Source organism: Virgibacillus oceani (assembly GCF_041521345.1).
GTDB lineage: Bacteria > Bacillota > Bacilli > Bacillales > Amphibacillaceae > Virgibacillus_N > Virgibacillus_N oceani_A.
Map to the genome: position 1 here is coordinate 1 of NZ_JBGOHB010000037.1, position 24,056 is coordinate 24,056.

At 42.8% G+C, this 24,056-nt stretch carries 17 protein-coding genes; all 17 read right to left on the minus strand.

Annotated features, from left to right (window positions below; all coding sequences use genetic code 11):
- Nucleotides 1–178: 178 nt before the first annotated feature.
- Nucleotides 179–1,459, minus strand: a complete 1,281-nt coding sequence (gene rho / locus ACDX78_RS20055) for a transcription termination factor Rho (protein WP_486030177.1) — start codon at nt 1,457–1,459, stop codon at nt 179–181.
- Between the two features lie 1,170 nt (nt 1,460–2,629).
- Nucleotides 2,630–3,598 carry a class II fructose-bisphosphatase gene (glpX, locus tag ACDX78_RS20060; RefSeq protein WP_486030178.1) on the minus strand — a complete coding sequence of 323 codons (969 nt, stop codon included), beginning with the start codon at nt 3,596–3,598 and terminating at the stop codon, nt 2,630–2,632.
- Nucleotides 3,599–3,642: 44 nt separating this feature from the next.
- The gene (locus tag ACDX78_RS20065) at nt 3,643–4,929 is read right to left on the minus strand and encodes a UDP-N-acetylglucosamine 1-carboxyvinyltransferase (RefSeq protein WP_486030179.1); all 1,287 of its coding nucleotides are present in this window, start codon (nt 4,927–4,929) and stop codon (nt 3,643–3,645) included.
- A gap of 178 nt (nt 4,930–5,107) precedes the next feature.
- Nucleotides 5,108–5,746 (minus strand): fructose-6-phosphate aldolase, encoded by a 639-nt coding sequence (fsa, locus tag ACDX78_RS20070; RefSeq protein ID WP_486030180.1) that lies wholly within the window; start codon nt 5,744–5,746, stop codon nt 5,108–5,110.
- Nucleotides 5,747–5,921: 175 nt separating this feature from the next.
- Nucleotides 5,922–6,287 (minus strand): response regulator, encoded by a 366-nt coding sequence (locus tag ACDX78_RS20075; protein WP_486030181.1) that lies wholly within the window; start codon nt 6,285–6,287, stop codon nt 5,922–5,924.
- Nucleotides 6,288–6,492: 205 nt separating this feature from the next.
- Nucleotides 6,493–8,115, minus strand: a complete 1,623-nt coding sequence (gene pyrG, locus ACDX78_RS20080) for a CTP synthase (RefSeq protein ID WP_486030183.1) — start codon at nt 8,113–8,115, stop codon at nt 6,493–6,495.
- Nucleotides 8,116–8,504: 389 nt separating this feature from the next.
- Nucleotides 8,505–8,990 (minus strand): DNA-directed RNA polymerase subunit delta, encoded by a 486-nt coding sequence (rpoE, locus tag ACDX78_RS20085; protein WP_486030185.1) that lies wholly within the window; start codon nt 8,988–8,990, stop codon nt 8,505–8,507.
- Nucleotides 8,991–9,408: 418 nt separating this feature from the next.
- On the minus strand, nt 9,409–12,651 hold the full coding sequence (icmF, locus tag ACDX78_RS20090) for a fused isobutyryl-CoA mutase/GTPase IcmF (protein WP_486030187.1): 3,243 nt from the start codon (nt 12,649–12,651) through the stop codon (nt 9,409–9,411).
- A gap of 5 nt (nt 12,652–12,656) precedes the next feature.
- Complete coding sequence (locus ACDX78_RS20095) at nt 12,657–13,301, minus strand: TetR/AcrR family transcriptional regulator (protein WP_486030189.1); 645 nt, start codon at nt 13,299–13,301, stop codon at nt 12,657–12,659.
- Nucleotides 13,298–14,230 (minus strand): methylmalonyl Co-A mutase-associated GTPase MeaB, encoded by a 933-nt coding sequence (gene meaB / locus ACDX78_RS20100; protein WP_486030234.1) that lies wholly within the window; start codon nt 14,228–14,230, stop codon nt 13,298–13,300. Before meaB ends, ACDX78_RS20095 begins: the two co-directional genes overlap by 4 nt.
- A gap of 212 nt (nt 14,231–14,442) precedes the next feature.
- Complete coding sequence (locus ACDX78_RS20105) at nt 14,443–15,582, minus strand: acyl-CoA dehydrogenase (protein WP_486030190.1); 1,140 nt, start codon at nt 15,580–15,582, stop codon at nt 14,443–14,445.
- 13 nt (nt 15,583–15,595) lie between these two features.
- Nucleotides 15,596–16,732: an acyl-CoA dehydrogenase gene (locus ACDX78_RS20110; protein WP_486030236.1), complete on the minus strand. Its 1,137-nt coding sequence runs from the start codon at nt 16,730–16,732 to the stop codon at nt 15,596–15,598.
- A gap of 22 nt (nt 16,733–16,754) precedes the next feature.
- Nucleotides 16,755–17,678 carry a 3-hydroxybutyryl-CoA dehydrogenase gene (locus tag ACDX78_RS20115; RefSeq protein ID WP_486030238.1) on the minus strand — a complete coding sequence of 308 codons (924 nt, stop codon included), beginning with the start codon at nt 17,676–17,678 and terminating at the stop codon, nt 16,755–16,757.
- A 26-nt stretch (nt 17,679–17,704) separates the two neighbouring features.
- The gene (locus ACDX78_RS20120) at nt 17,705–18,892 is read right to left on the minus strand and encodes an acetyl-CoA C-acetyltransferase (protein ID WP_486030192.1); all 1,188 of its coding nucleotides are present in this window, start codon (nt 18,890–18,892) and stop codon (nt 17,705–17,707) included.
- Between the two features lie 462 nt (nt 18,893–19,354).
- On the minus strand, nt 19,355–21,463 hold the full coding sequence (locus tag ACDX78_RS20125; RefSeq protein WP_486030193.1) for a (Fe-S)-binding protein: 2,109 nt from the start codon (nt 21,461–21,463) through the stop codon (nt 19,355–19,357).
- 383 nt (nt 21,464–21,846) lie between these two features.
- A complete protein-coding gene (gene argS, locus ACDX78_RS20130) occupies nt 21,847–23,511 on the minus strand; it encodes an arginine--tRNA ligase (protein WP_486030195.1) in 1,665 nt (554 codons plus the stop codon).
- Nucleotides 23,508–23,948: a YwiB family protein gene (locus tag ACDX78_RS20135; RefSeq protein ID WP_486030197.1), complete on the minus strand. Its 441-nt coding sequence runs from the start codon at nt 23,946–23,948 to the stop codon at nt 23,508–23,510. The genes argS and ACDX78_RS20135 overlap by 4 nt, the downstream gene beginning before the upstream one ends.
- Between the last annotated feature and the right edge of the window lie 108 nt (nt 23,949–24,056).

Here is a 24,056-nt window from a genome sequence, read left to right on the forward strand (position 1 = left end):
ACCCCAGCCGAAGCGTTCGCAAAATTTGTTGGTGTTGGGGCCTAGGCCCCAACACCAACAAATTACAGAAAAACCTTATATAGCGGTTTCACAGGGGGTGTTGCATTTACTATTGCAATTTAAGAAATTATAAACTACAATGATTTCCAAAAGCTCATTCTCTCACCTGTAACAGCGCTTATTTTTTCATTCCACGCCGTTTCATTTCTTCTTCCATTTGCTGTAAAAATTCCTCGTTGCTCTTTGATGATTTTAATTTCCTTAGGAAACGATCGAGGAAGTCATTAGAATCCTGCATCGTTTTGCGGATAGCCCACATTTTATCCAAATGGCTCTTGTCGACGAGCAATTCTTCTTTTCTTGTACCGGAACGTAAAATATCAATGGCAGGGAAAATCCGGCGTTCTGCGAGACTGCGATCCAAATGCAGCTCCATATTGCCTGTTCCTTTAAACTCTTCGTAAATAACGTCATCCATACGTGAGCCTGTATCAATGAGTGCTGTTGCCAGAATTGTAAAGCTACCGCCCTCTTCGATATTCCTTGCAGCACCAAAGAACCGCTTCGGACGATGGAATGCTGCAGGGTCAATCCCGCCTGATAATGTCCGGCCGCTTGGCGGAATAACCAAGTTATAGGCTCTTGCTAAGCGAGTAATACTGTCCATCAGCACGATGACATCCCGTTTATGCTCGACAAGACGCATGGCCCGCTCCAATACAAGTTCGGAAACTTTAATATGGCTTTCTGGAACTTCATCAAAAGTAGAGCTTACAACATCCACATCCGGGTGAACCGATCGTTCAATATCGGTTACTTCCTCCGGCCGCTCGTCCACTAATAAAATAATCAGCTTTGCTTCCGGATGATTTTCGGAAATGCTGTTTGCAATTTCTTTTAAAAGTGTTGTTTTCCCAGCTTTTGGCGGGGCAACTATTAATCCACGCTGACCAAAACCTACCGGTGTCATTAAATCGATTATACGTGTGGAAGTTTTTCTTGTGTTCATTTCCATTTTCATCGCACGTTCCGGATATAGCGGCGTCAATGCAGGAAAATGAACACGTTCTTTCCCCGTTTCCGGGTCATCATCATTAACAGCATCCACATGAAGCAGTCCGTAATAGCGCTCATTTTCTTTTGGCGGTCTTACTTTCCCGGAAACTTTGTCCCCATTACGTAAATCAAACCGACGGATTTGTGAAGCAGAAATATATATATCCTCTGCACTTGGAGAATAATTGATTGGGCGGAGGAAACCAAAACCTTCAGAAGGAATAATTTCCAGGATCCCATCCATGAACAGGTATCCGTCTTTTTCAGCCTGTGCTTTTAAAATGGCAAAAATTAATTCTTTCTTTGTCAATTTAGCATAATAGGAAACTTTATATTCTCTCGCCAATGTATATATGTCTTTCAATGTTAAGGTTTCTAAATGAGAGATTGTTAAAGCTGCCATAGAATCACCAACCTAACTATACGATTATGTTTTATTAATTATTATCTGTGTTTTGGCAAACTTGACTTATCAGCAATCCTGACGATGCGTAAGCTTGGGCTCAGAAGGTATGTGTATTTTTTATCTGTCCAGCAATTCTTGTGCACTTTTGCATGTAAAAAACTTACACTTCCTTATCTGTAAAAATAGAAGCGACCCAACTGTAATCCATCTTATTCTAAGCTGAGATTCCTTACTGTTTTGGAAGTCATTCGTGTATCAGGTAAGAAGAAAGATTTAGAAGCTGGATGTGAAGTCCGTTGCCGGTAAACCGGGTTGTCACTGCCGGTTCAAGTTGTGCGTGCAGGGAATGGGTTTATTTTTTTCAGTCCGGCAGGAAATAGTGTGAACACTTATAATCATACTCTTTTAGTTAGTAATATTCAACATCTTTTTGTAAGGGTTCACTTCTAATCCTCCAATTTAGCAGGGAGGAACGACATAGACCCTGTTCATACAACCTGATATTGCCAATTGTTACTGTGGTGAATAATTTTCACATCGTTTAACGATAATATGGTTCATCCTGTTCTGAATATCAAACTTGCCAACGTCTATTGTGAGTATTGGTGCTTGTACGAAAGGAATTTATCTATCCGATGGAACGTATTATCCAATCGGCTTTGTATGTTTGGTGGCAGCCATTCTTTTCGGCGCTTTCAATTGCCAAGTCGTGGTTTGCGGTTACTTCTGTTTTTTCTATAGAAATGCTTTGTATCTAGCAAACTTTTTATAGTCCTAGCATTATTCCTATTCTCCACCTTGTTATTGCTTAAATAAATGTTTCTGTGTGCTTTATGCCATCCTTAAAAGGTTGCCTGTGCCATATTCTGTTAAGACTGAGGCAAGTCAATAAAGGTTTTTTCAAGCACCTCCAATTCTATGAAATGGTGTGGGCAATTGACCTCTATTTAGTTAAAATTAATAGAAAAGGAAGCCGAATTGACGCAGGCTGTCCTTTTCCTTGCTTACAACTAAAAACCACGTAGCTTCAGGGGATATTTCAGTGTTGCCATTTCATATTTGTTTTATACTTCTTACCATAAGTATCTATCATTCTCATCATACCTGGACTAAGTTTCCATTTAGAGGGCCAGACCGACGCAATGGTACATGGCGTTTTCCCCAACGTTATCCTTTCATTACAAGATCAGGTTTTTTCTGCAGGCTGTGTTCGCCGTCAATAAACCGGACAGTACCGCTTTTTGCACGCATGACTACCGTTTGTGTTGTTGCTTTAATACCTTTAAACTGGACGCCTTTTAATAATTCACCATCGGTTACGCCGGTAGCGGCAAAAATGGCATCATCCCCGCTGCAGAAATCATCCATGTAAAACACACGATTCATATCGGTAATGCCCATGCTTATGCAGCGTTCTTCCTCTTCTTTATTTGACGGTACAAGTTTGCCCTGTATTTCTCCACCTAAACACTTCAGGGCAACAGCGGAAATAACGCCTTCAGGTGCCCCGCCAATACCCATTAATAAATCTACCCCTGTTTCTTCAAATGCAGTATTAATGGCTCCGGCAACATCGCCATTAGGAATTAATTTAATCCTGGCCCCTGCTTCACGAATTTCTTCGACTAACTTTTCATGACGCGGACGATCCAAAATGGTTACGACCACATCCTCGATATTTTTATTTTTTGCTTCTGCTACTGCCCTCAAGTTATCAATAGCAGGTGCATTGATATCAATTTTGCCAACTGCCTCGGGGCCAACTGCAATTTTATCCATATACATGTCAGGCGCATGTAATAATGTTTTTTCGTCCGCAATCGCGATCACGGAGAGTGCATTCCATGTACCCTGGGCAACAATGGATGTGCCTTCCAATGGATCGACTGCTACGTCTACGCCAGGGCCATCCCCAGTACCAAGTTTTTCCCCGATATAAAGCATTGGCGCCTCGTCCATTTCCCCTTCCCCAATCACAACGGTGCCTTTCATGGGGATTGTGTCAAATACGGTACGCATGGCAGAGGTGGCAGCATCATCTGCTTCCTCTTTTTTCCCTCTCCCCATCCAGCGGGCGGACTTTAAAGCTGCAGCTTCTGTCACACGTACTAATTCCATCGTTAAACTTCTCTCCATATTTTCCTCTCCTCGTTAGCAAGCTTTTCTTATGTTAGAATACATTACGAATTTTGAAACTGAATAATTTCTTCCTCTGTCATCTTTTCTCGCCACACTTTTGCGCCAAGCTGATTTAGCTTCTCAGTAATGTTTTCATAGCCTCTTTCAATGTGCTCCAAACCGGTTATTTCCGTAATCCCTTTTGCCATGAGTCCGGCAATGATTAATGATGCACCTGCGCGCAGGTCGGTTGCCTTTACTCTTGCTCCTTCCAGCTGTGCAGGACCGGAGACAATGACAGATCCCCCTTCGACTTTAATCGATGCATTCATTCGTCTTAGTTCATCTATATGTTTTAAGCGGGCGGAATAAATGGTATCTGTAATCACTCCTGTGTTAATTGCTTTTGTTAGAAGTGAGGTAAATGGCTGCTGAAGGTCTGTAGGAAAACCGGGATAAACGAGCGTCTTAATGTCTACACTTTTCAGGACTTTTCCAGGCCTAACGAGCAACTGCTCATCATTTTCTTCCACAGAAACATCCATTTCGCGCAGCTTTGCCAGCAGGGATTCCAAATGCTGCGGAATGACATTATCGATAATCACTTCTTTCCCCTGGGCTGCCGCGGCAATCGTATATGTACCAGCTTCAATTCGGTCAGGTATAATGGTATGTTTACAGCCGCTTAAAGATGGGACGCCTTCGATTCGGATGACGTCGGTACCTACCCCTTTAATCTTGGCTCCCATGTTGGTAAGAATAGTAGCAACATCAATAATCTCGGGTTCTTTGGCAGCATTTTCGATGATTGTTTTTCCTTTTGCTTTTACTGCCGCAAGCATAATATTTATCGTTGCGCCCACACTAACGACGTCAAGGTAAATTCTTGCCCCTTTTAATTCATTGGCACGCAAATAAATGGCACCCTGTTCATTCGTAACCTCGGCACCAAGTGCTTCAAATCCTTTAATATGCTGATCAATCGGACGCGGTCCCAAAAAACAGCCTCCCGGAAGGCCGATCACTGCTTTTTTAAACTTTCCGAGCATGGCACCCATGAAGTAATAGGATGCACGAAGCTTTTTGACTTTTCCATTGGGCAAAGGCATGGAAATCATGTTTGCCGGATTAATGTGAACCGTTTGACCATCCCAGGATACAGTTCCGCCAATTTCCTCCAGTAATTCGCCAAGTGTATACACATCGGAGATTTCCGGAAGTCCTTCAATGGTAACATCTGAATCAGCCAAAATGGCGGCAGGTAAAAGCGCTACTGCACTGTTTTTTGCTCCACTGATCCGTACCTGACCATGAAGCTCATGACCCCCTTCGACTATCATTTTTTGCATGTATTATACCCCGCTTTCATGGGGGCTGACCCCTCAATTACGTATTTTCCTTTAGTTTGTACAGTTTTGCCTTATTTTATCCCGCGTAAAGGGAGGTAAGGATCAACTGCATACTGTTCAAATAACATTCAGTGGGCGAGGAAAAAACCCACTGAATGAAGTTTTACTTTATACTTGTTTATGATTTATTCCAATCGGCAAGGAACTTATCAATACCCTGATCTGTCAGCGGGTGCTTGACTAGCTGTTCCAGTACTTTAAATGGAATCGTTGCGATATGTGAGCCGTTCAAGGCTGCATCTATCACATGTAATGGGTGGCGGATGGATGCGGCAATGATTTGTGTATGGATGTCATGCTTATTAAACATATCCGAAATCGTTGCAATCAGATCCATGCCATCATGACCAATATCATCCAAGCGGCCAAGGAACGGAGATACATAGGTTGCTCCTGCACGGGCGGCAAGCAATGCCTGATTGGCGTTGAAAATCAAGGTAACGTTTGTTTTTATGTTCAAATCGCTGAAGGCTTTTACTGCTTTTAAACCTTCCAATGTCATTGGCACCTTCACCGTAATATTCGGGGCGATGGCGGCCAGTTCTTTTCCTTCCTTGATCATTCCTTCCGCATCTTCTGCAATGACTTCTGCGCTGACGGAACCAGATACTTCATCTGTAATATCCTTAAGGCGATCATGGAAGGAAACACCTTCTTTTGAGACAAGACTTGGATTTGTAGTTACTCCATCAAGAATACCAAGTTCATTTGCCTTTCGGACCTCTTCTATATTGGCTGTATCTATAAAAAATTTCATAGAGAAAGCCTCCTTCGTTTATTTAATTGTGTGACAAAAACGATTAGCCTGTGTTCGATGGACAATCCGTCTAGGGCTGTTGCGAAATGCTCGCCCCATCGTAAATAAATATCCCTTTGTCCCATATTATTAGAATACCAACAACAGGCTGCATAAGCAACAACTATCACAGGCTTCAGCCGGTAAAATTTTTGACGAACCTTAACAGCTGATGTATATCAAACGGTTTTGCCAGGATTTCTTTTACGAGTGGGTTACCTGCGAGTTCCTTCTCTATTTCATCAGTCAGCCCGCTTATTACAATGACTGGGATCTCCTTTTTATCCTGATTCAGCATCTGCAGGATTTCCACCCCGCTGATCACCGGCAGCTTATAATCCACGATCATTAAATGGTATGTATGTGTATATAATTTGTTCACTGCTTCTTTCCCATCGGCTGCTGTTGTTACCTTATAACCTTCGTTTTTTAATACATCTGTTAAAAGCATTCTTATTCCGGGTTGGTCGTCAACGACTAGTATCTCTTTCTCTTGATTCAATTGCTTCTCCCCCCTAAAGAACTTTCCCGTCTACTGACCACGCAGTATGTAACATATGACAATTTCTGTTTTTTCTCTTTTACTATCTATTCTATAATTACAGCAAAAAATCCTGCTCCATTCATATATAATTTTATTCAATAAAAATATAAAGACTGTTTAACCAGGCTTTGTGCCGGATTAAACAGTCTTGTTTAAAATCGTACTATAATGTTTGGTTTTCGGCTTCTTTATGAGTTACTGCTGCGCCGATAAACCCTTTAAATAACCCTTGAGGTCTCGTTGGACGGGAAGTGAATTCCGGATGAAACTGAGAGGCAACAAACCATGGATGACCTTCAATCTCTATTGTTTCCACCAGCCTGCCATTTGGGCTGAGTCCGGAAAAGATAAAACCATTTTGTTCCATTTGATCCCGGTATAAATTATTAAATTCATAACGGTGACGGTGACGTTCATGGATCACGTCCTCTTCATCATAAGCAGCCTTTGCCTTTGTTCCCTCTTTTAGTTCGCATGGGTAAATGCCAAGCCGCAATGTACCTCCCAAATCCTCCACATCTTTTTGCTCGGGCAAAAGATCGATAATCGGATGTGCAGTGCCTGGGTTTATTTCCGTTGAATGTGCTCCTTCAAGACCTAGCACATTTCTGGCAAACTCTACGGTAGCCAGCTGCATGCCGAGGCAAATACCTAAAAATGGAATGTCATTCTCTCTTGCATATTGGATAGCTGCTATTTTTCCATCAATTCCTCTATTTCCAAAACCTCCCGGGACGATAATCCCATCGACTTGAGCGAGAGCTTGATGGATCTCTTCTTCTGTTAATTTTTCCGAATTTATCCAATGTACTTTGATATCTGTGTCAAAATCAAATCCTGCATGCTTCATTGCTTCAACAACGGAAAGATAAGCATCGGGCAATTCCACATATTTTCCAACAAGCGCAATATTAATGCATTTTGACAGATTATCCACTTTTCCCACAAGTTCAATCCAGTCATCCATTTGCGCTTCATGGCAATCTAAATTAAAGTGGTCGCATGTAATTTGATCCAGGTGCTGTGCCTGCAGTGCTAGCGGGACCTGATATAAATTTTCTGCATCTTTCATCTCGATGACTGCTTTTTTATTAATATCACAGAAAAGGGCAATTTTTTCTTTCATTTCTTCGCTTATATCCTGTTCTGTACGCAATACGATCACGTCAGGCTGGATGCCTAGAGAACGCAGCTCCTTTACACTATGCTGGGTTGGCTTTGTTTTCATTTCACCTGCTGCTTTAATCAACGGAACAAGTGTACAGTGAAGGTACATCACCTGTCCTCTTCCGGCGTCATTTTTAATCTGCCTGATCGCTTCCAGAAACGGCAGGGATTCAATATCCCCGACCGTACCGCCGATTTCTGTAATAACGACATCGGCATTTGTCGCCTCTCCGGCACGAAATACCTGTTCCTTGATTTCATTTGTAATATGCGGGATCACCTGCACGGTACCGCCAAGATAATCACCGCGGCGTTCTTTTCTAATCACACTGGAGTACACTTTTCCGGTTGTGATATTACTGTATTTATTCAGACTAATATCTATAAAACGTTCATAATGACCTAAATCCAAGTCGGTTTCCGCGCCATCTTCGGTAACAAACACTTCCCCATGCTGATAGGGACTCATCGTACCTGGATCAACGTTAAGGTATGGATCAAACTTTTGAATGGTTACTTTTAATCCCCGGTTTTTTAATAAGCGGCCGAGTGATGCAGCTGTGATTCCTTTTCCTAGTGAAGATACAACGCCACCTGTTACAAAAATATACTTCGTCATGCCTCATCCTTCTTTCCTGCAGTATTCTATTTTTTCATCAAGTTTTTTTTAGCCTGTCACTATCTTTTTCTTCCTACTCTTTTACATGATTTTTTTAAATAAATCTTTCATAGAGAACAGAGCATTAGAAAAATTGGCTATTGTTAAAGTGATGCTTAAAACGTATTTTTGCTTTTCTGGCTGCCCTTATACTTTTGATTTCAAACTTTGGCACGGGTAAAACCTAAAGGCCACCTGCTGTCATTCAGGCAAGATAATTTTATGCTTTCCTACGTGCCAAAAAAAATAAAAGCGCCTCCCCCTCTAATCCGGGGGAAACGCTTTGAGAATACTTATAGAGCCCAATAAAGATTGTACTCATCCTGCCTTTAAAAGTCAAGTCCACGTTTTTAAATTTTATCTGTATCCTCATCGTCTTCATCTTTAAATGCGGTGTCCAGTTCATCGACAACCTCGTCTTCTTCCTCATCCACGTCAAAGTCTTCAATAATTTCATCTATATCTTTATCCGGGATATCCAGTTCTTCATCTTGCAGTTCAATTTCTTCCTCTTGTTGAGCCGGTGCTTTTTTCTTCTTCTTTTTCTTTTTAGGCGCAGCGGTTACCTCTTCATCCATTTGATCTACCGGATACCAGCGTTTCAGGCCCCACATATTCGAACCTATTGTGAGAAAACGGCCATCTATGTTAATGTCCGTATAAAATTGAGAAATTCCGGATTGCTGTTCCTTCTCGCTCAAACCTTTCACTTCAGCGACTTTCTTATAAATGTCTTTAAAATTCATTGCTTTTTTCTTATCCATCAATATCGCATTTGCCAGCTCAATCATGGATATTTTTTCTAATTCATCGTGGCTGTAGTTTTTCAAGCTCACGCCCATGCACTCCCTTTACTTGTATATTGAAGGCTATTGCCAAGTTGGTCATCAAGTTATTTTTCTCGTAGTATACTATTTTTCCCGATTGAATTAAACCATACCATACATTATAAACAAATCCTTGCCAATTATGCCAGAGAAAAAATTAAAATCTTAACTTTTCCTTATATTTTTTGGAAGCTGTTTTCATATAATCTGTTGCTAATCAACCCGTAACCCGAAAATACTACGCTTTCAAGGGCGGGATCTCATCAAACTCCCATTGGTCGTTTTCAGGTGTCCTCTTTTCCGCAAAGGGGCTGGGGAAAGCTCTCCGTGCTCGTCGTGTTGTAAGTACAGAGGCAAGGGAAAAACTGAGAAAAAAGAACTTTTTTCCCAGCTTTTTTTACCTTTACTTTATTGCTGTGTAGGTATCCTACATATTTCTTCTGTATTGTCCGCCAACCTCATATAGAGCAGTCGTAATTTGGCCGAGACTTGCTACTTTTACGGTTTCGAGCAATTCTGCAAAAATATTTCCGCCGGAAGCTGCGACATCTTTTAATCTGTTTAACGCTTCTTCCGTCTCATCCTTGTTTGTATCCTGAAATTTACGCAGTTCGCTGATTTGATGTTCTTTTTCCTCTTTTGTTGCACGAGCCAGTTCCATCGAATCAATGTCATCCTCGGATGGCGGGTTTGGATTGATATACGTGTTTACCCCAACAATCGGCAATTCTCCGGCGTGTTTTTTGCCTTCATAGTAAAGGGATTCTTCCTGGATTTTTCCGCGCTGATATTGGCGTTCCATGGCTCCCAGCACCCCGCCGCGGTCATTCATTTTTTCAAATTCCTGAAGCACGGCTTCTTCCACAAGATCTGTCAATTCATCAATAATAAACGAACCTTGCAGCGCGTTTTCGTTTTTCGCCAGGCCAAGCTCTTTATTAATAATCATCTGGATAGCCATCGCTCTTCTCACTGATTCCTCTGTCGGTGTTGTGATCGCTTCATCATATGCATTCGTGTGCAATGAATTCGTATTATCCTGAATGGCCAATAGTGCCTGCAACGTGGTACGGATATCATTAAAATCAATTTCCTGTGCGTGCAGGGAGCGCCCGGAAGTCTGAATATGATACTTCAATTTCTGGCTGCGTTCATTGGCTCCGTATTTATCACGCATCGTAATCGCCCAGATTCGGCGGGCAACACGGCCGATCACGGAATATTCCGGGTCAAGCCCATTGGAGAAGAAGAAGGACAGATTTTGGGCAAACTTATTTACATCCATCCCTCTGCTTAAATAATACTCCACATACGTGAACCCATTGGCTAGTGTGAACGCAAGCTGGGTAATCGGATTTGCGCCAGCTTCAGCAATGTGGTAGCCGGAAATCGATACCGAATAGTAGTTGCGTACATTTTTATCTATGAAATATTGCTGAATGTCCCCCATCATACGCAGCGCAAATTCGGTAGAGAAGATACAAGTGTTTTGTCCCTGGTCCTCTTTTAAAATATCTGCCTGCACCGTCCCGCGGACAACGGATATCGTATCCTCTTTGATTTTTGCATATTCATCTGCTGAGAGTTGCCGCTCATTTTCTTCTTTAAATTTAGCAACCTGCTGATCTATTGCTGTATTAAAATACATGGCGAGAATAATTGGTGCCGGGCCATTAATGGTCATGGAAACCGATGTTGTTGGAGATGTGAGATCAAAGCCGTCATATAGCTTTTTCATATCCTCCAGGGTACAGATATTCACGCCACTTTCCCCGACTTTCCCGTAAATATCCGGGCGGTGATCAGGGTCTTCCCCGTATAATGTCACCGAATCAAAAGCTGTGGACAGTCGTTTTGCATCGCCATCTTTGGATAAATAATGGAAACGGCGGTTCGTACGTTCCGGTGTACCTTCTCCGGCAAATTGACGGGTCGGATCTTCTCCTTTTCGTTTAAACGGAAATACACCTGATGTAAACGGAAAGGCACCAGGCACATTTTCTTGCAGCAGCCAGGTTAAACGCTCTCCCCAATCCTGATATTTCGGAAAAGCTACTTTTGGGATTTTCAGGCCTGATATGGATTCTGTTACAATATCCATTTCGATTTCCTTATCGCGTACTTTAAAGGTCATTGTCTCCTGATCATAACGTTCTTTTGTTTCATCCCATTTATCGAGCAGGTTTTTCGAACGGGCATCGAGCTTCTCTTCGTATTGATCAATCGTTTGATCAATTACTTCAGTGCTTCCTTCCGAGTCGATTGTCTCTTTTGCCCCTTTCAGCTGGTAAAGCTTTCTGGCCGCATCACTCTGTTCCTTCGCATGTTTATGATAGCCGCGTACATGTGTGGCAATTTCCCGCAAATAATGCCTGCGTTCATTCGTAATGATCATATTATCCTTTTCGGCAATCACATGTCTTTCAAAATCAACTTCCTCATTCCAGTCATATTTTTCATTCAAAGTATCAATGATAGAAGCAAATAATGCGTTTGTTCCTTCATCATTGAACTGGCTGGCAATCGTTCCGAACACAGGGAATTTTGTTTTATCCTGATGAAACAGCATATGACTGCGTTCGAACTGTTTTCGCACCTGGTTCAGTGCATCCTCAGATCCTTTTTGTTCAAATTTATTAATAACAATGAAATCCGCAAAATCAATCATATCGATTTTCTCGAGCTGTGTTGGCGCTCCGAATTCTGCTGTCATAACATACATGGAAAGATCGGTGATATCTGTAATCGCAGCATCCCCTTGACCAATCCCGCTCGTTTCCACAATGATAAAGTCATAGCCGGAAACACGTACGACATCAATCACTTCCTGGATAGCTTTGGACAACTCATCGCGGGAATCCCTTGTGGCGAGAGAACGCATATAAACACGATCAGTAAAAATCGCATTCATCCTGATCCGGTCACCGAGCAGCGCACCGCCTGTTTTCTTTTTCGTCGGGTCAATGGAAATAATCGCTATTCTTCTATCCGGCACTTCATTAATGAACCGGCGGATCAATTCATCGGTAAGAGAGCTTTTCCCCGCACCGCCTGTACCTGTGATCCCGAGAACAGGGATGTTTTTATCCCCTTTTTCCCTAAGCTCGTTTAATACCTTCTGTTTATCTTCCTCACTGACAGATTCACTTTCCACATAAGTGATATACTTGGCAATGGTTTTTCTGTCCCCTTTGGTGAGCTCCTCTTGATCTTTTTCCACATCAATGGGCGGTATAAAGTCACATTCTTCAAGCATGTTATTAATCATGCCCTGCAAGCCAAGTTCACGGCCATTATCGGGGGAAAAAATACGGGAAACGCCGTACTCCTCCAGCTCCTTAATTTCCCTTGGGATGATCACACCGCCACCCCCGCCGTACACTTTGATATGGTCTGCACCAAATTCTTTCAATAAATCCACCATGTATTTAAAATACTCGACATGGCCGCCTTGGTAGGAAGAAATCGCAATTCCTTGCACGTCTTCCTGAATGGCAGCATGGACGACATCCTCCACAGCACGGTTATGTCCCAGGTGAATCACTTCCGCTCCGCTTGACTGCAGAATTCTCCGCATGATATTAATCGATGCATCATGTCCGTCAAACAGACTGGATGCTGTTACAAATCGCACCGGGTTTTTCGGTTTATAGATGGTTGGCTGTTCCATTGTTTTTAGGCCCCTCCTTCTTTGATTTTCTCTATCTCTTTCATACCTGCTACTTGCAAAATGAAACTGATTTGTCTGTCAATATATTCTTCCAGCGTAAATTCCTTCTGCAAAATCCAGCGCCGAAATCCCCACATCTGTCCTTGAACAAAAATATTATTTGCCAGAAGAACGGCATCCTGATCCATTATTTTGCCAGGAAGACAAGTAGTGATCGCCCGCTCCAGCATTTTAACCATGTCACGTTCCTTCTCCATCACATAGTCCTTCGTTTCTTTTTTCAGTGATTTTACTTCCTGATACATGATCAAAATTTCTTCCTGCATTTCATCCATCAAGTGAAAATAAGATTTGATCAATGAGATCAAATTGCGGGTGGAAGGCTGTTCCAGATTGATCGCTAAGCCGAGGCGTTTTCTGACCTCTTCATAGATGGAGTCACAAACGAGAAACAGCACATCTTCTTTCGTGCGGATATATTCATATAACGTGCCGATGCTAAAACCCGATTCTTTTGCAATTTCTCTCGTTGTTGTCCGGTGGAAGCCTTTCTCTTTGAAAAGGGTGATCGCCCCTTTGATCATCTGATTGCGCCTTTTTTCCACAAGTTCTCTGTCTTTTATGGAGGAAAGGATTTGGTCTTCACTCATGTCACGTCCCCCTTCCATTTTTCAAATAGATGCTTTGCCAATTGATACGGATCGCTGTTTGCTTCAATTGGCGGCAAGCTACTACCGTTTTCTATATATTCTTTTACATCACGCCAGATTTCTTCCCTGATCAGTTCGTATACTTCCAGCTCCTGTTGCTCGGTGCGCTGCTTTTTCCCTTCATCTGTACTGTATAAATAAGCATGGTGTTCCTGTATTTTTTTCCAGAGTTTATCGATTCCTTTATTTTCTGTTGTGATTGTTTTGACGATGGCTGTTTCGTGTTCCTCTTTGCTGGACATCATAACGAGCTCTTTCAGCAGTGCTTTTAATTTGCCAAATCCATGAAGGTCTGCCTTGTTAATCACAAATAAGTCCGCAATTTCCATGATTCCTGCTTTGAAAATTTGCAGCACGTCTCCGCTGTTTGGTGTGAGAACAACCGCTGTTGTGTCAACAATTTTCATAATATCAAGTTCAGATTGGCCGACCCCTACAGTCTCGACGATAATAACGTCAAAACCGTATGCATCACAAATTCGGACAGCATCTTTTGTCGTACGCGCCAGCCCGCCAAGACTCCCTCTTGTTGCCATACTCCGGATGTAGACGCCATCATCGGTAAAATGCTCATTCATGCGAACACGGTCCCCAAGCAAAGCACCGCCGCTGAACGGGCTGGTCGGGTCAACCGCAATTACCGCAACGGTTTTTCCTTCGTCACGGATGTGGGTGATCAGGCGATTGACAAGGGAGCTTTTCCCGGCACCGGGCGAGCCGGTAAGTCCGAGATAAAGCGCGTGTTTTTGTAGGGAGAATACATCACTCAGGAGGTCTAGCTTTTCCGGGTGATCATTTTCCACCATCGTAATCGCCCTGGCCAGCGCGCGTATATCTTTATTTTGCATTCTTTCGACGATCTCTTGCATGGCGTCCATCCTTTCTTTAAACCAGTCCCTCTGTCCTACGAGCAACTTTTTGTGGTTCGTGAGCAACTTTCCGGGCTTCGTGAGCAACTTTCTGCGATTCATGAGCAACTTCCCGTGTTTCTGAGCAACTTTTTGGATTTCACGAGCAACTTCCCTTGCTTCATGAGCAGCTTTTCATGTTTCTTGAGCAACTTTTGGCAGAACTATTAGCTCTATTTTGTCAGCATACGTCCTATTACGAGACGTTGCACTTCATTTGTTCCTTCATAAATTTGCGTGATCTTCGCATCACGCATGTAGCGCTCGACTGGATAATCTTTCGTATAGCCGTAGCCGCCAAATACTTGGACTGCTTCAACCGTGATTCGCATTGCTGCGTCTCCAGCAAACAGTTTGGACATGGCAGATGCTTTTCCGTATGGCTTTCCTTCTGACTCGAGCCATGCTGCTTGGTATGTCAGCAAACGTGATGCTTCCACCTCTGTTGCCATATCGGCCAGTTTAAAGGAAATCCCCTGATTTGCTGCGATTGGCTTGCCGAATTGCTCTCGTTCTTTGGAATAATCAACAGCAGCGTCGAGTGCACCCTGTGCGATGCCGAGCGCTTGTGCCGCAATTCCGTTACGTCCGCCATCAAGTGTCGTCATGGCAATCTTAAATCCTTCGCCTTCCTTTCCTAGCATATTTTCTTTAGGGATACGGCAGTTTTCAAAAATAAGTTCCGTTGTTGGGGATGAACGGATTCCCAATTTCTTTTCTTTTTTACCAAAAGTGAATCCTTCTGTTCCTTTTTCTACAATAAATGCACTGATTCCTTTATGCTTGGCATCTGCATCTGTTTTTGCAAATACAATATAAATATCTGCAACGCCACCATTCGTGATCCAGACTTTACTGCCATTTAATATATAATCGTCCCCGTCTTCTTTCGCCGTTGTTTTCATGGCTACAACGTCACTTCCAGCACCAGGCTCGGATAATGCATATGCCCCCAGTGCTTCCCCTGTTGCCAAACGGGAAAGGAAGTTTTTCTTTTGTGCTTCATTACCGTATGTGTAAATCGGCCAGCTTGCAAGAGAAAGATGCGCTGATAAGGTAACTCCTGTTGAAGCACATACGCGGGACAGCTCTTCCACAGCGATGCAATAGCTGACATAGTCTGCACCGATTCCGCCGTATTCTTCAGGCCATGGGATACCAGTCAGGCCAAGTTCACCCATTTTATCAAAAATCCCCCGATCAAAACGTTCTTCTTCATCCCGTTCTGCCGCGGTTGGCTCTACTTCCTTCGCGGAAAAATCACGTACCATTTTACGGAGCATTTCCTGTTCTTCTGTTAGTTGAAAATTCATCTTGATTTCCTCCCTATTGATCAAGTAAATATTTTGCTATGACGACATGCTGAATCTCATTGGAACCTTCATAGATTTCGGTTATTTTTGCATCACGGAAAAATCTTTCTGCCGGATAATCCTCTGTGTAGCCATAACCGCCATAAACCTGTACAGCTTCGATTGCTGTATTTACTGCCGTTTTTGAGGCGTACATTTTAGCCATGGAAGCCTCTTTCCCGCAAGGAAGATCATCATCGACCAGTGATGCAGCCTGATATACGAGTAATTTCGAAGCTTCTACAGCTGTTGCCATATCTGCCAATTTAAAAGATATTCCCTGATTTGCTGCAATCGATTTTCCGAATTGTTCCCGTTCCTTTGCATATGCTGTTGCATGCTCGAGAGCTGCTTCGGCAATTCCTAATGCTTGGGCGGCAATTCCAATTCTGCCAACGTTCAAATTTGCCATGGCGATCTTAAAGCCTTCCCCTTCTTCACCAAGCAGCTGTTTTGCAGGAACCTTGCATTGGTCAAAATTCAATTGTACCGTATTGGAACCATGGAGCCCCATTTTCTTTTCCTTTTTGCCAATAACCAGTCCGGGCGTGTCTTTTTCGACGATAAATGCACTAATTCCTTTCGTGCCTTCACCAGTTCGTGCGAATGTAATATACGTATCGGCTTCTCCCCCATTGGTGATGAAGACTTTGGAGCCGTTTAAAATATAGCTGTCTCCCTCTTTGACCGCTTTTGTTTTGGTATTGGCCGCATCTGAACCAGCGCCGGGTTCCGTCAGTGCAAAAGCGCCAAGAAATTCACCGGATGCAAGCTTTGGTAAATAATGTTTTTTCTGTTCTTCATTGCCAAAATAATGAATCGGATTCGTGCCGACAGAGGTGTGTACAGATAGAATAACGCCAATGGTAGCACTAACCTTGGATAGTTCATGGATTGCCGTAATATAGGAGGTGAAATCCATGCCGCTTCCGCCGTGCTCTTCCGGCAGTGGAATCCCCATGAGGCCGAGCTCCCCCATTTTCTCAATGACTTCTTTCGGAAAACAGTCTTCGCTTTCCATACGTTCCACTTCAGGAGCTATTTCTGTTTGGGCAAAATCCCTTACCATTTTGCGCATCATATTCTGTTCTTCGGTAAAATTCATGTTCATCATGTTGCACCCCTTACATTTGTTAGCTTTTGTATTGATAAAAGCCTCTACCGGATTTTTTACCCAGCCAGCCGGCTTTTACATATTGCCGAAGCAATGGACACGGGCGGTATTTGCTGTCCCCAAAGCCTTCATGAAGCACTTCCATAATGTAGAGGCATGTGTCCAGGCCAATGAAGTCTGCCAGTGTCAGTGGTCCCATCGGGTGATTCGTCCCAAGTTTCATCACGGTGTCGATATCTTCTGGAGATGCCACGCCTTCATATACCGTATAAATGGCTTCATTGATCATTGGCATGAGTACCCGGTTGGAAACAAAGCCTGGAAAGTCATTTACCTCAACTGGTGTTTTGTTTAAAGATTTCGCCATACCTTCAATCGCTTTATAAGTTTCATCACTTGACTGCAGGCCGCGAATTATTTCAACCAGTTTCATGACAGGTACCGGGTTCATAAAATGCATGCCGATAACCTGTTCAGGACGATTTGTAGCCGCTGCAATTTCCGTAATCGACAGTGACGATGTATTGGTTGCCAAAATCGCGTGTTCAGGCGCATGAGCATCCAGTTTGGAAAAAACTTTTGTTTTCACGTCCATGTTTTCTACAATGGCTTCAATCACGATATCGCATTCGTTTACATCTTTTATATCAGCGGAGACCGTTAATCTGTTTAGGCTGTCCGTTTTCTCTGATTCTGTCATTCTTTCTTTATCCACGTTCCGGCTTAAAAGTTTTTCGATATTTTTCATGCCTTTTTCCAAGGCATCTTCATTCATGTCATGAAGCATAACATCATACCCTGATTGGGCACATACCTGGGCAATACCTGCCCCCATTTGACCGGCTCCAATAACCATTACTTTATTTATCTCCATAGAGATCTTTCCTCCTTCGTTTATGTAACAGGGGGACGGTTCTTTTGTTTCATTAACCGCCTTTTGAATGTGTCAAGCTCCTTACTCGTAAATGCTTACTGTTTCGGCACTTCAATCATAACAGCATCACCTTGACCGCTGCCACTGCAAATAGCTGCAATACCAAGACCGCCGCCGCGGCGTTTTAATTCATGAACAAGTGTCAGGATAATGCGTGCACCACTGGCTCCGATTGGGTGTCCAAGTGCGACTGCACCACCATTTACGTTTACTTTTTCATTATCAATGCCAGCAATTTTTCCGCTTGCCAAAGAAACTGCTGCAAATGCTTCGTTAATTTCAAATAAGTCAATATCCTCTTTTTTATAACCGGTTTTTTCCAGCAACTTATTGATGACGAGTCCCGGCGTTTGCGGGAAATCCTTTGCTTCCACAGCTACTTCTGCATGCGCGTGGATCGTTGCCATTGGTGTTTTCCCTAGTTCTTCGACTTTCTCATCAGACATAACAACAAATGCAGCGGCACCATCATTGACTCCCGGTGCATTCCCTGCAGTAATCGTTCCATCCTTTACAAAAGCAGGACGTAAATTTGCCAGTTTTTCTACGCTCGTGTCTTTACGTGGTGCTTCATCTGTATCAACGACAATTGATTCGCCTTTTCTTTGAGGCACTTCCAATGACACGATTTCTTCTGCAAATTTGCCATCTTCTATCGCTTTTCCAGCACGCTGATGGCTGCGGTATGACCATTCATCCTGCGCTTCTCTTGTTAGTTCAAATTCTTCTGCTGTAGCGTTGCCATAGTTCCCCATATGCACCCCTTCAAAGGAACAGGTAAGGCCATCATGTACCATCATGTCTACCACTTTTTTATCGCCCATACGATTTCCCCAGCGGGCGTCCGGCAGAATATATGGTGCGTTGCTCATGCTTTCCATCCCGCCTGCAACGATGACGTCTTCATCTCCAAGACGGATGAGCTGATCAGCTAATGTTACACTGCGAAGTCCGGAAGCACACACTTTATTAATCGTTTCCGTTTTCACATCCCAGGAAATTCCTGCCGCGCGGGCTGCCTGACGGGATGGAATCTGCCCTTGCCCTCCCTGCAGCACATTTCCCATGATAACTTCATCAATTTCGGATCCTTCCATTCCTGCCCGTTCAAGTGCTGCTTTGATCGCCTTGCCGCCAAGCTGGGAAGCAGTGAAAGATTTTAACCCCCCACCAAATTTACCAAATGGCGTTCTTGCTCCTGAAACTATAACTGTTTTTCTCATTGTTTTACTCCCTTTCCTTTTGAATGATATATTAAGCGTTTCCCCTGTTTAAAAGCAGTTCCGAAAGCTGCCATGTGCGTTATCTATCATTTATATGTAACGCTTCATACGGTCAAAAACACACCGCCACACATTAGTGCCGTGTGCAAAAGCCCTCCCTCAATTGTTAACGCTTACCTTCCTGATAAGAATGAAAAGAAAAAATTGCCCCGCTGATTGAACGCTCGCTCAATTGGTTTTCGATAAATTAGAGGGGCATGTGTTTACCCCTCTATAAATTCGTCTGGCTGCAGCGTCCGGCAACGGCATTTCTTTTTGATGGGACGAGCTATTCAGCATAACCCCAAATCCTCACAGCGGGGGCGAGGAATATCTCGCGTCCCGGCTGCTGTCTGTACGTTGCTAAACGGACACTTGCACCTTTTTGTCTAGTATACTGGTTTTTTCTATATATGAAAATAGTTACGCCGTTTTCTGCTCATCTTCTACAAAAACAGACAATGCAAGAATTTCTGCTACATCCAAGGTACTGATATCTTCTTCCACTTCTTTAGCTTTTGTACCGTCACTTAACATCGTCAGACAGAATGGACAAGCACTGGAAATCATATCAGGCTTTACTTCCATTGCCTGCTCTGTACGAGATACGTTAATGCGGTTACCGGTTGTTTCCTCCGTCCACATTAAACCGCCACCAGCACCACAGCACATGCCATTTTCCTTGGTGCGTTTCATTTCCACGAGCTCCAGTCCCGGAATAGATTTTAAAATTTCCCTTGGCGGATCATAAACGCCATTATATCTGCCCAGGTAACAGGAATCATGATAAGTTAAGCGCTGATTAATTGATCGTTTCGGATTCAGTTTGCCATTCATCACCAGGTCATAAAGCATTTGTGTATGGTGATAAACTTCTGCTTCAAAACCGAAATCAGGATATTCGTTTTTGAAAATGTTATATGCATGCGGGTCGATCGTTACGATTTTTTTCACGTCATGCTTTTCAAATTCTTTAATGTTTTTCTCTGCAATTTCCTGGAACAGAAATTCATTTCCGATACGACGAGCTGTGTCGCCGGAGTTCATTTCTTTATTTCCAAGGATAGCAAAGCTAACACCAGCCTGGTTCATCAATTTCGCAAATGCAAGTGCTATTTTTTGACTGCGGGCATCAAATGAACCCATAGAGCTTACCCAGAAAAGGTATTCGAAATCTTTATCTTCTTTTTTCAGTTCCTTGACAGTTGGAATATAAGCAGCTTCATCTTCTTCACGCCATTTGATGCGATCTTTTTTGGAAAGTCCCCAAGGATTTCCCTGACGTTCGATATTCATTACTGCACGCTGAATTTCCGGATCCATTTTACCTTCTGTCATTACTAAGTAGCGGCGCATATCGAGGATTTGGCTTACGTGCTCGTTGCTTACCGGACAAGCATCTTCACAATTACGGCAAGTAGTACAGCCTGCAAGCTCTTCCTGTGTGATTACATCGCCAATCATGCTCAAATTTTGCACGGTAGCTGCTGCTTCTCCGCTACCGCTGGCCTGATTCCCAGCAGCCCCGGAAAATGCATACGTTGGTACCCATGCTGACTTCCCTGTGATTGCTGCGCCTTTTTCAGTCAAATGGTCACGCAGTTTGATCATTATATCCATCGGAGACAGCATTTTACCAGTTCCACTCGCAGGACATACATCTGTACAGCGCCCGCATTCCACACATGCATAAAAATCAAGCATTTGAAATTGGTCAAAATCTTCCACTTTTCCTACACCAAAGGATATATCTTCTTCCTCATCCACGGCCTCTTCATCGATATCAAAGTCAATTGGCTTCAGTTTCCCGGGTACACGCTTGCTCAAGAACACATTAATTGGTGCTGCGATTAAGTGTGCATGCTTGGATTGCGGGATATATACAAGAAAAGCCAAAATGGTTATGGTATGAACCCACCAGAACACATAATATAATACCATTGCCGCAGTCGGCGTTAACCAGCTGAATGCGGCAGCGATCCCGCTGGCAACCGGCTCAGTCCAGGCCAATGATTCCCCGCTCCAAATAATGTGCATACCATTACCGAATAGTACAGAAATCATTAATGTACCGATAAACAGCAGTACGACCCCAGCTTTAAAACCGCGCTTTAAACGTACGAGTTTTTCCATGTACCGGCGGTAAAATGCCCATGCCACTGCAACAAGGATCATTAATGTGACAAGCTCCTGGAAAAATGTAAACCCAGGATAGAAAATGCCAAGCGGCAAGTGGTTTCCTGGCGAGAGCCCCATAATAAACATATTAATGGCGCCAAACTGTACAAGGATAAATCCATAGAACATCATTACGTGAATAATGCCTGATTTTTTATCTTTTAACAATTTGGATTGACCAAAAACAATGACCCCAATTCGTTTGAACCGCTTCTTGAAATCCCGGTCAAACTCCGACTTTTTACCAAGCCGGATATAAGAAATCCTTGTAGTAACAACTCTAGCGAATAAATATAACCCATAGATTACGATTGCAAGAAAAGCAATCCAGTTAATCAGTAAAAACGTTTCCATTATCCGCTCCCCCTTCTCCCTTTGAATCTTGCAAACTATTATACGGAATATTTTGCTTTAATGCAAAATGACATCGATTTCAGTTTCAAGAATAGTAATAAGCTTCTTTCTAACTTTATACCTATACTTTAAATCATGAATGATCATTCAGTCAACTGGTATTCGACAAAAATTCTAAGTTATAATTTCTTCAAATATGGTTCCTTTCAGTAATTTGCAAGCAATTTAATTTTCTTTTTTAAAAGCCGTAAAAAGTGCATAATACTATTCAGACACATAAAGTGGGCTTATAAATGACCGAACGAAGAGGAACACCGTTCATTCGGCCACTCGCCATCTATAAATGACCAAACGTCGAAGAATTTCCTTCATTCGTTTCCGTACTACATTTTCTCCGGTGCTGTTACTGCGATCAACTGCAGTGCATTTGCCAGGGTTGTTTTCACTGCTTTCATAAGGGAAATCCGTGCATTTGTTCTTTCCTTGTTGTCCGGATCAAGGACTTTTTCCGCATTGTAAAAGCTGTGCAAGAGGCTTGCCAGATCAAATACGTATTGCGTTACTTTATGTGGTGTATAATTTTGTGCTGCATCAGCCACCATTTGCGGGAATTCGCCAAGTTTTTTAATCAAATCTGTTTCTTTTTCCGAAGTTAAAAGCGTTGCATCAAATTCCGCAACCAGTTGAAATCCCTTTGTTTCTGCCTGTTCCAGCATGGTGCATATCCTTGCGTGAGCGTACTGCACATAATAGACTGGATTATCATTTGATTCAGAACGTGCCAAGTCGATATCAAAGTCAAGCTGGGTGTCATTGGAACGTGTTATGAAATAATAACGAGCCGCATCCACTCCGACTTCGTCCATTAGCTCTCTTAATGCGATTGCATTCCCGGTACGCTTGCTCATCTTCAGCTTTTCTCCATTTTCAAAAAGACTTACCATCTGAATGACTTTCACATCCAGTTTGCCTTCTCCATATCCCATTGCCTCGATCGCAGCCTGCATTCTCGTAATATACCCGTGATGGTCAGCACCCCATATATTAATCAACTTGTTAAAGCCGCGATCCAGTTTATTTTTATGGTAGGCAATGTCGGGTGTAAGATAAGTATAGCTTCCATCCTGCTTCACTAGCACACGGTCTTTGTCATCTCCAAAATCCGTGGTTCGGAACCAGGTTGCCCCGTCTTTTTCATAAATAAAATCATTCAACTCTTCAAGTGCACTTTCAATTTGACCGCCCTCATACAACGATTGCTCAGAGAACCAATGATCAAATTCCACCCGAAAAGCGGATAAATCTTTTCGGATCTTGCCGAGCTCATACTTTAACCCGTATTCCCGGAAAAATGCCAAGCGTTCCTCTCTATCTTTTTCTTTCCATTTTGTGCCGTATTCTGTTGCCAGCGTTTTTCCGATTTCGATGACGTCCTTCCCGTGATAGCCATCTTCAGGCATTTCCGCATCCTCACCAAGTGCCTGTAAATAACGGGATTCCACCGATAAAGCCAGATTATCTATCTGATTCCCGGCATCATTGATATAATACTCTCTTTCCACGTCATAGCCGGCAGCTGCAAGTAAATTGCATAAAACATCGCCGTACGCTGCTCCTCGCCCGTGTCCAAAGTGTAGGTCACCAGTAGGATTCACAGATACGAATTCAACTTGAATTTTTTCACCTTTTCCTGTATCTGTTTGTCCATAGGATTTACCCGCTTTTAAAATGGTCGGGATAATTTCACCAAGGAAGTCTTCTTTCATAAAAAAATTAATGAAGCCAGGTCCTGCGATTTCCACTTTTTCAATAGAAGCTTTCGACTTATCAAGTGCCGAAACAATGTCTTCTGCGATGTTTCGCGGTGCCTTTTTGGCTATCCGGGCCAATTGCATAGCAATATTTGCAGCAAAATCACCATGTGCTTTTTCTTTTGGTTTTTCCAAAACAATATCCGGTAATTCTTCCTCTCGCGTCAGCCCTGCCTTGATGACTGCTGCAGCAATTTCCTGTTTTAGTGTTGCTTCTGTTTGTGCCAAAACATTCATTGAGCATTTTCCTCCTTAAAAATTAACATCAATTCGTGATTGCGGTTTGCTTGTCCATTTAATGTTACTTGATAGTCCATCTTTAATTGCCCTTTATTCATCTCATCCAGCGGCTGATAATACACCGTATTGGTAAAAGTTTCCATATGCATCGTTCCGTGGGGATGGTGATAGACATTCTCTGTTATTTTATCTTCCTCAAACTTTTGATTCATCGATACTGCGCCAGACCGCTTAATCGTCACCTTTTCCTTTTGCAGTGTAATCAAATTACGGACGGATACACCTTCTTCCAGCTTCTCATCGAACTTCAGTACATCAAACGTATTATTCCGGTAAAAATAACCTGTATGTATAAGCTCATTTTCTTCTGTATCTTTCTGATCAGTAATCGTGGTACGGAGAATAATTCGCACTTTTTTATGTAAAGCTTCCATGCTAACGCCTCTAATTCATATATTTTTTTATTATAGCTAAGTTGACGGTTATAGTGCAATAAATATTGCTAAATATATCGGATAAGCTTCATTATAACGAATTTCGGC

What these genes read in the sequence shown, in the direction of transcription:
- ACDX78_RS20105 (WP_486030190.1), bottom strand. Translation starts at nt 15,582, where the DNA reads ATGAATTTTCAACTAACAGAAGAACAGGAAATGCTCCGTAAAATGGTA.
- pyrG (WP_486030183.1), bottom strand. Translation starts at nt 8,115, where the DNA reads ATGACGAAGTATATTTTTGTAACAGGTGGCGTTGTATCTTCACTAGGA.
- ACDX78_RS20065 (WP_486030179.1), bottom strand. Translation starts at nt 4,929, where the DNA reads ATGCAAAAAATGATAGTCGAAGGGGGTCATGAGCTTCATGGTCAGGTA.
- ACDX78_RS20095 (WP_486030189.1), bottom strand. Translation starts at nt 13,301, where the DNA reads ATGAGTGAAGACCAAATCCTTTCCTCCATAAAAGACAGAGAACTTGTG.
- argS (WP_486030195.1), bottom strand. Translation starts at nt 23,511, where the DNA reads ATGAATGTTTTGGCACAAACAGAAGCAACACTAAAACAGGAAATTGCT.
- fsa (WP_486030180.1), bottom strand. Translation starts at nt 5,746, where the DNA reads ATGAAATTTTTTATAGATACAGCCAATATAGAAGAGGTCCGAAAGGCA.
- rho (WP_486030177.1), bottom strand. Translation starts at nt 1,459, where the DNA reads ATGGCAGCTTTAACAATCTCTCATTTAGAAACCTTAACATTGAAAGAC.
- meaB (WP_486030234.1), bottom strand. Translation starts at nt 14,230, where the DNA reads ATGCAAGAGATCGTCGAAAGAATGCAAAATAAAGATATACGCGCGCTG.
- icmF (WP_486030187.1), bottom strand. Translation starts at nt 12,651, where the DNA reads ATGGAACAGCCAACCATCTATAAACCGAAAAACCCGGTGCGATTTGTA.
- ACDX78_RS20110 (WP_486030236.1), bottom strand. Translation starts at nt 16,732, where the DNA reads ATGAACATGAATTTTACCGAAGAACAGAATATGATGCGCAAAATGGTA.
- ACDX78_RS20120 (WP_486030192.1), bottom strand. Translation starts at nt 18,892, where the DNA reads ATGAGAAAAACAGTTATAGTTTCAGGAGCAAGAACGCCATTTGGTAAA.
- glpX (WP_486030178.1), bottom strand. Translation starts at nt 3,598, where the DNA reads ATGGAGAGAAGTTTAACGATGGAATTAGTACGTGTGACAGAAGCTGCA.
- ACDX78_RS20135 (WP_486030197.1), bottom strand. Translation starts at nt 23,948, where the DNA reads ATGGAAGCTTTACATAAAAAAGTGCGAATTATTCTCCGTACCACGATT.
- ACDX78_RS20125 (WP_486030193.1), bottom strand. Translation starts at nt 21,463, where the DNA reads ATGGAAACGTTTTTACTGATTAACTGGATTGCTTTTCTTGCAATCGTA.